Genomic DNA, 8,978 nt, shown 5'->3' on the forward strand with positions numbered 1-8,978 from the left:
TCACCGGTCGGGCCGGTCGGCGGCGCCGGCGCCACCACCGGCCCGGCGTCGCTCCCGTCGTAGTGGGTGCCGCCGTTGTAGTGGACCTCGACCTGCCGGGGGGCTTCCTCCGGTCCGGTCAGCGACCGGACACCGTCGTGGCGGACCACCTCGATCCGGATGTCGAAGGTGTAGGCCAGCAGCGGCAGGAAGATCTCGCCGACCGGCTTCGCCCAGGACTGCTCCCAGTTGACCACCGCGTCCAGGACCACGCCGAACTCCTCGTCGTCCAGCGGCGCGTCGCTGATCGGGTAGGCCGCCGTCAGCAGTTTGCGCAGCCCCTTGTCGCCGAGCTGGGCCACCGGCAGCAGTCGTCCCCGCTCCTGGAGGAAGGCGAACTGACGGCGCGGCGCGAGATCGCCCGCGTCCCGTCCGGCGGCGTCCCGGTAGCGGGCGCGCAGCTGCCCGGTACCGATCGACTCCAGGGTCTCGTGGCCGACGCGGTGGTGGGCGAGCAGGCGGAGCAGGGCCGGGCGGTCCATCCGGGCCAGCCGGGTGGCGAGTTCCCGCTCGGTCGCCCACTGCCGGAACTGGCCGACGACCTGCGGGTCCAGCCGGCCGTCCCGGAGCTGGTCCGCCACGAAGGTCCGCATCGCCTCGACGACGATCGCCGACGGGCCTGTCGGCGCCTCACCGGTCAGCCGGCCGGCCGCCGCCCGGCGGCGCAATTCGTCGCGTACGGCGCCGGGGTCGGCGAGCCACGCGTGGGCCGCCGGGTTCGCGGCCGCCAGAGCGGGCAGTGTGGCCCGCACGTGCTCCGGGTCGCTCGCCATCAGCGAGTACAGCAGGCATTCACCGGTCCGTGGCACCTCCACCATGGAGCTCTGACCCTCCGTGAGGTCCGGCGCGGCGCTCTTGCCCTTCGTGCCGGACGTCCACGCCGGGTCGGAGGCATCCGGGGCGACGCCGGCCGCGGAGGTCGGGTCCGGGACCGCGTCGTCGGCCGGCGGGGCGGGGACCTGTGGGGCGGGGACCTGCGGCGGGGCCGGGGAGTCGACGGCCGCCGGAGCCGGGGGTGCGGGCGGGGTCTGCGGAGCCGGCTCGGGAGGCGCCACCGGGGGCGGCGGGACGGCCTGCCGGGGACTCGCGGCGAGGAACTGGCCGCCGCGCTCGTACACGGTCAGCTGGGCCTGCGGGCGGCCGGGATCACGGTTGGGGCCCTCGAAGTACGCGGAGGAGCCGTTCTCGGACACCACCGTCAGCCCGACCCCGAAGATCTCGGCGGTGATGGCGGCGGCCGTCCGCGCCGTGTCGACGTCCCAGCGGCGCGCCGTGCGCAGGTTGAGCCGGACCAGGGCCTGGCGCTGCGCGCGGGTGAGCCGCGCCGTGACCGAGGCGGGCAGGCGTCCGCCGCCGCGGGCCACTTCGGCCTGCGCTTCGTCGTCCTGCGCGAAAGCGGATCCGAGCACGGACGCCACCTCGCGTGCGTGGAAGACCGCCCGCGGATCCAGCGGCACATCACCGGGCAGCCGACTGCTGTTGGCCACCAGCGCGGCGAGCTGTTCCCCGCCGCGCTGCTTGCCCCGGGCCAGCTGGACGGCGGCGTAGAAGCCGTTGCCGCCGTCGGCGGGGGCGGTCAGGTCGTAGAGGTAGGACGACCCGTCGGGATCGGTCGCGGTCAGCAGGCGGTGGTCGGCCCCCGCGTCGAAGCGGCGCCCGACCTGGCCGCCGACGGGCTGCCACGGCGGCGCGGTGTGCTCGGGGTTGGCCATCGGCCGGGGCGCGGCGGGGGCCTCGCCGGTCTTCGGCAGGTCCCGCTTGGGGGCCGGCGCCGCGGGCGGCCCGAGGGTCACCTGGCCCGGCTCCTCGGTCGCGCCGAGGGTGGCGCGGCCCTCGGCGGTGGCCGCCAGCTGGTACCAGCGGGTGAGGCGGTCGGTCTCGTGGCGCACCCGGTGCAGGTCGTCGGCCGCGGTCTCGGCCTTCGCGAGCAGCGCGGCCAGGTCGGCGCCGAAGCGGTCGGCGTGCCGCTGCGCCTCGTCGCGGGCGTCCCTGGCCCGGGCCAGTTCCGCCGCGGCGGCCGCGACCCGCTCGGCCCGGTCGCGGACGGCGACAGCCCGCTCGTACTCCGCGCCGAGGATCTCCGCCCAGCCCTCGTGCTCCGGCGCCGCGTCGGCCAGTTCCTGCACCAGCAGGTCGACGTCGGCCTGCGCCGCGGCCACGTCGGGCAGGTCCGGCGAGGCGGGCAGCCGCGCCGATTCCTGCTCCGCGGTGGTCAGCCGGCGCTGGGCCGCGGCCAGGACGGTGAGCCGCTCGGCCTCGCCGTCGCGGCGGGCGTCCCAGTACTTCTTGTCGGCGGCGGTCCACGCCTTGTCCGCCTTGGTGACCGTCTCCCACGCCTTGGCGACCTTCGCCGGGAAGTTGGCGCTGGTGATGAGCCCGAGGTCGCGGGCGATGTCCTCGCGTATCCAGGTCAGGACGGTGGTGTCGGTCTCCATCGCCCGGGCGCCCTTGCCGGCGTGCCCGAAGGTGCCGCGCACCAGCCGGCCCGGACCGCTGTCCTTCAGGTGGTGCCGTACCGCGGCGACGCTGAGCCAGGTGGTGGGGACGGCGAAGAGGAAGGACATGGCGGTGTTGGGCTTGATGTTGACCGAGGAGAGTCCGTCGCGGGCCGACGTCAGCCCCTCGGCGTCGGCGGAGGAGTCACCGCTGCCGGCCTGGGACACGCCCGAGCCGGTCGGTTCGCTGGCGAGCATCGGGCCGCCGCCCAGTGCGCTCTCGTGGCCGCCGGAGCGGCCGACCGACGCGCCGTCGCCGGTGAAGGACCTGCGGGGGGCCTCGTGCTTCATGGCGTCGGCGACGGTGAGCAGCAGCGCGCCGGTGAAGTCCGGTTTGGCGTGCAGCCGCAGATCGGCTTCCGAGCCGCCGAACATGCCGACGTCGCTCACGCCCGGCAGGTGGTAGCCGCCCGCGTCGAGGGTGCGGCCGTAGAAGGCGGTGAGCGCGGTGTTGTTCTCGCCGTCCTCCAGCACCTGGCCGGAACCGGTGCCGGCCCGGGTCAGCGGGGTGTCCCTGGCCCGCATGAGCACGGTGTCGTCGACGCGGTCGAACGTCGGGAAGGAGGTGTCGTAGGCGTCGGCGACGGCCACCGCGCTGGCGTCCTGGAGTTCCTGGAGCCCGATGATGCCGCGCACCTTGTAGCCGTCGGCCGGCAGCTGGTGCGGCTTAACCTCTCCGCTGCCGGGGTGCAGGACGTCGCGCCAGCCGCCGGGTCCCATGGTGCGCGGCGGGGCGACCGGGCGGGCCGGGCCGGGTGCGGGGAGTTCCGGCGGGGCCAGCGGGTCCGGGTCCGGGCCGGTGGCGTAGGCGGGGTCGGGGTCGGGGCGCATCAGGCTGAGCGGGAAGTGCTCGATCAGCCGGCCGACGTCGCCCGTCGCGGTGATGGTCCGCCTGTTCGTCCCCGTCCAGTCCCGCCAGGTGCGCTTGACCAGGGGCTTCAGCCGCTGCCTACCGGTCGGCAGCTGGTCGCCCTCGGGTCGCTCGGGGCCCTCGCCGATCTCCAGCGTGAGGATCAGCTCGTAGTCGGTGGCGTACTCGGCGTGGGCCTGCGTGGTGGTCGCCGTGGCGATCTTCACGCTGCCTTCGGTGTGGGTCTCGGTCGACTTCTTCCGGGAGGAGCCGATCTCGGTGTAACTGGGGCCGGCCGCCTTCGCCGTGGGGTCGGCCGTGTGCGCGCTCTCCATCACCGACCAGCCGTTGTTGGCGCCGGACACCCTGCTGCGGCCTTCCTGCACCGCCTCGGTGGCCTGCCGGTGCTCCTCCAGCTCCACGCTGTGCCCGAGCCCTCCGAAGCCCGAGCCGTCCTTCTTCGGGGGTGCGCCCCCGGTGCCCTGCCCCGGCGCCGCGGCCGTGGTGTCCGCCGCGGGCGCCGTGTCCGGCGTGGCCGGAGTCTTCGGGACCAGGCGCACGCCGACCCGGGCCCGGCGGTCGCTGAGCCACAGGTTCATCGTCTCCAGGCCCCAGTTGCCGACCCGCGCGGGCACCGTCGAGCGGTGGCCGGCCATCTCCTTGTTGACGGCGCGCACGATCCGGGAGGACACCGCCCGGTGGATGGTGTCCCGGTCCTCCTCGTTGAGGCCGAGCGGATGCACCTTGCGGTCGAAGTCGGCCAGGACCGCGGCGGTGTTCAGGGAGTTCACCGGATAGCTGCCGAAGGGGGCGTGCCGCAGCCACGGCTGCGGCGACCACGACCGCTTGGTGTAGAGCGGTACCGCGCCCCACTTGTCCCTGATCAGGCCGAGGCGGTGCGCGCTCTTCTCGGGGATGTGCCCGACCCAGCCCTCGTCGACGTGCACCCGCCGCCCGGCCGCCGCGGCCAGTTGCCGCGGGACGATCTTCTTGATCTTCTCGGACCGCCCGACCACGCTGGAGTCGGCCGCGATCTCGTGGTCGACATCGCCCTGGATCAGGACATGGCGCCCGGTGTCCTTGCGGTTGATCTCGGCGACGGCGGTACGGCTGACCGTCTGCGTCCGGGTCTCCCTGCTCGCGAACGGGCTGATGACAGCCGCGTAGTTGCCGGTGACGCCCGTCCCCTCGCCGTGCGAGTGCAGATAGACCAGCTGGCCGCCGAAGAACTGCCGGCTGGTCCGGGTCAGGCGCCCGAGGACCTGCATCATGCCGCCGACCGTGGTCTCGGTCTCCATCGGGACCGCGCCGGTGATCGCCCGCAGGGTGTCGTGCCGCAGCTTGACGAGGTGGGCAAGCGTGGCCATCCGGCTCAGATAGGCGCCCTTGCTCCACAGCCCCGACACGCGCGAGCCGGTCGGCGCGGAACTCTGGTCGAAGTTGGCGGTCAGATGGCGGGGTTCGAAGATCCGCTGGGCCGCGTCGTGCGCGGGTGCCCCCTGGTAGGTCAGGTGCCAGGATCCGGCCGACGCCTTCTCCAGCACTTCCTCGGCGGCCTTGTTGATGCCGGGATGGGACACGACGCTGAGTGTCAGGTAGGGGTGCCTGTCCAGTTCCGCCGCGGGCCGCCGTGCCGCCTGATCGAGCGCGGCCGGGGTGCTCAGCGCCAGATCCCGGGCCCGGCGCGCGGTGGTCGGCAGCGGAATACCGTGCAGGCCGCCGGCCGGCGGCCGGGCGGAGCCGGGGCCGGCGGCCGGGACGTGCTCGACGGGGATACTGAGCAGCACCCGGCCCACCGCCGGCCCGTTGCCCCGGGCCGGGCCGATCAGGTCGGTCTCCTTCTGGTTGAAGATGAACGGCTGCGTGCCGAGGATGTTGAGGAACAGCACTCCGCGCAGCAGGCTGCGCAGGCGCCGGAAGCCGCCGCGCTTGGCGGTGAGCGAGATCTGGTAGCTGTAGAGGTTGGAGCCCTTGGTGCCGATCGTCATGGCTTCGTGGGTGGCGGCCTGGCCGTAGCCGCTCTCCTCGTTCTTGCGGCGCCCGATGCGTCCGCCGATCGCCACGGTCCCCGCGTGCAGCGGGGCGCGGATCTCGTCCCGGTCGGCGTCACGCGGCGACACGGAGGTCTCCACGCCGACGTCGAGGCCGCGTTCGCCGCCCTGCCGGCCGATCAGCACCTCGTTGCCCGGCGCGCTGTACCGCAGCCGCTGCTCCTTCTGGGTGCCCTCGTACCGGCGGTCGGTCAGGTCGGCGTCCAGCCACACGTAGCGCATCGCCCGGGTGGCGCGGCGGGAGTCCACCAGCCCGATCCGGAACCCGGTCGTCATCATGGCCTCGAGATTGCCCGCCATGCTGTGGTGGGCCAGGGCGTTGAGCACCTCCGCCGTGTTGGACTGCACCATCTGGAAGTGGCTGTCGCCGCGCCATCGCGGGTTCGCCGGGTTCAGCTCCTCGAGCGGGGCCACCAGATCGGGGTACACCTTGGCCACCTCGTGCAGCACCTGATCGCCGAACCGCTCCAGGAACGTCTGCTCCTTGTCGCCGGTCTTCTTGACGTACTCGCCGCCGTCGAAGGTGAACTCCTCGACGCGGCTCATCCCCAAGGTGGTCGGGGCGTCCTTGCTCAGGTAGGGCGGGGCGGCCGGCCCGGCGTCGGCCTTCTTCGCCGCCGCCGGCGCCGCGCTCTTCTTCGCCGCCGGGTCGCCGTCCGCCAGCCGGCGCGCCTCGGTGGCCGTCATCCGCTCCACGGCCCAGGTGTGGAAGGTCTCGGTGCGCGGCGGCGCGCTCCACTTCTCGGGCGGGTTCTTGCGGATCTTGTTGGGGGTGCCCGGATCGCCCTTCGGGAAGGGCGCCTTCTCGTCGGGGGGAGCGGTCACCTCGACGGTCTTGTGGACGAGGTAGAGGCCGGTGGCGGCGCCCTTGGCCTGGGCCGCCGACCTGACGGCCCCCGAGCCGCCGGTCTGTGTCGAGCGGCTGCGGGAATGGCTGTAGCGGGCGGTGAAGCCGAGCAGCACCCGCAGGTCCAGTTTGCCCAGCCCGAACAGCTGGAAGGCCGGTCCGATACTGGCGCCGACCATGTCGACCGATCCGGTGCCGCGGTCGCGTTCGTTGCGGGTGGTGGCCTGCAGGATGTCTCGCAGTTCGGCGGCCGTCGTGGCGTCGATCAGTACCGCCTCGGCGGACCGCACCCGCACCGAGAAGAATCCGAGCGGCTTGAGGTCGCCGTCGGCGAACAGCGGCGGGGTGATGGTCGGGCCGGCGGCCATCACCCGGGACATCTGATGGAAGTTCTCGGACGAGAAGTACCCGTCCAGCGCGGTGTGGGCGGAACTGCCGGACTTGGCCCTGATCTGCTGGACCGCCCAGTCGCGGATGTGCGAGACCGGCCCGAATCCCTCGGTGTTGAAGAACCGGTAGTTCGCCTTCCGGGTGAGCGTCATCTCGGCCGGGAACTCCTTCCGGACCTCCGCGGGCAGTTCCGGGTCCCGGGTGGCGCTGTCGGGCAGCCGGGTGTACAGGCCGTGCCGCACGGCGAAGCCGAAGGCGACCGGCCGCTGCCGGGTGCCGCCCGCGGGGACGGGCCGTCCGGCCTGGTCGATCGGGCGGCCCTTGCCGTCGGTGACGCTGAACTCGTAGTGCACGTCGTCGAGGTGGGCGTGCGAGCCGTCCGTGGTGCGGGTCTCGGTCTGGCTGGAGACCTGGTTGAGCATCGAGTACTGGACCCGCTTGCTCCAGGTCTTGCGCGCGAAGATGCGCCCCCAGGGGTTGGCCAGGCCCTTCGCCGGGCCGAGCGCCGTCGTCGGGGCGAGGGCGGTGGAGGTGTTGTTGACCGCGGTCCGGCCCGTGGTGGTGGTGGCCCGCGCCATGCTGTCGATCTTCGTCGGGTTGGCGTAGCCGAAGGCGAACCGCTCCCATTCCGGGTAGGGCCGGGTCCTGACCTTCAGCACCCGGGTCTGGCCCTTGGCGTTGGTGTAGGAGAAGTCCCGCCCGTCGCCGAAGAAGGTCCTCGGGGCCGTCGTCATCGCGCGGCGTACGTCGGCCAGCAGTCCGGTCTCCCGCAGGCCGTCGCCCTGTGCGGCGCCGGGGCGCACGGACGGCGGCGACGTCAGCTGGGCGCCGAGTTCGTCCACCACCAGGTCGACGCCGCGCAGCACCGGGTCGCCGTTGCCGAAGCTGTAGGAGCGCCGCAGCACATCGGCGGGCAGTGTCTTCAGCAGCGATCCGACCCGGCCCATGTAGACCGGCAGCTTGCGCTGGTCGGTGAACCGCACGGGGTCCACCGTCAGGGACGGCGCCGGGAGGTCGCGGTCCAGCCGGGGCGGACGGCGCCTGTCCAGGTCGTCGGTGATCGCCGCCCGCTTCTCGGCCGGAAGGGGCGATTCCTCCGGGATCGAGGGCAGCGGCGTGCCCAGGGGGTGGCTGGGCGGCGGCGCGGTGGACAGCTGCGCCGTGGTGCCGCCGGGGGCGGCGGTCGTGGCCGAGAACGTGACACCCGTCTCGTCGGCGCCGTCCGCCGGCCCGGCGGGTTCCGCCCCCGGCAGCACCAGCGGAGCGACGGCCGTCCACGCCGCGACGGCCTGCTGGTGCGCCCCCGGCTGGACGGGCAGCACGGTGACGGCGTAGGGAAGGGCGGCGGCCTTGTTCAGAGCCGCCAGGTCCGGGGAGGACCAGACCGTCCGGCCGCTGCGCGCGCTGACGGCCGCCCGCGGATCCGCGCCCGCCAGCGCCTGCTCCAGCGTCGTGCCCGCGACGGCCCGGGCCCGCGGGACAGCCAGGACCACGCCGACGGCCAGCGGCCGGGACAGCAGCACCGGGTCCCACGAGACCAGTTCGCCGACCTCGTCGTAGGACACCGCGCGGGAGGTGCCGTCGGGCAGGGTCATGACGATGTGGGCGGGGCCTCCCCCGGCCCAGATGAGGTGCGGGACGTGCTGGCCGGGCCGCGCCCACGGCGCTGTCGCGGTGCCTCGCAGGCCCGTGCCGCCGGCCGGGTCGCCATCGGCCACGTAGAGCGTCGCCATGGACACCGGACCGGCGAGCGGGGTCCCGCTGAACCAGTTGCGGCCGACCACATTGCCGTGGGCGTCGAGCAGCCGGGTGGCGTCCGCGTAGGCGCCCAGCAGTCCGAGGTGGAAGGCCGCCAGCTGCACCGGATCGTCCAGGTCCCGGCCCACGGCGGCCGCCTGGGCCACCACGTCGAGCAGCTCGCCGCGCCGCGCCGGGTCCGGCTGGTCCAGGTGCAGGATCGTCGCGCCCAGCGTGTCGGGCGCCGGGGTCCGGCTCTGCCACTCCAGGGCCTTCGCCACCGCCCACAGCAGCCGGGTCAGCTCGCGCGGCCCCACGGCCGCGCCGGCGCCGAGTCGGAGGATCCGGACGGCCTGGGCGTCACGGTCGGCCAGCCCGGCCACCTGCTGGGCGGCCGCCCGCAGGTGCGGGAGCTCGACGAAGCCGGCGAGCGCCGGGGCGGGCCGGGCGCCTGCTGCCGGGTCCGACGGGTCGGACGTGTGCGCCGCGGCTGCCGCCCGGGTCAGCAGCGCGCGGTAGTCGTCCGGGGTCGGGGCGGCGGCCGGGGGGCCGGCCTCCCCCGCCGCGGC

At 74.3% G+C, this 8,978-nt stretch carries 1 protein-coding gene; it reads right to left on the bottom strand.

Features of this window, described 5'->3' with window-relative positions:
* A partial coding sequence (locus GA0115240_RS36815; protein ID WP_176725052.1) for a hypothetical protein occupies positions 1 to 8,978 on the bottom strand: 8,978 nt, incomplete at both ends.

Origin of the sequence: Streptomyces sp. DvalAA-14, assembly GCF_900091855.1 — a bacterium.
Classification (GTDB): Bacteria; Actinomycetota; Actinomycetes; order Streptomycetales; family Streptomycetaceae; genus Actinacidiphila.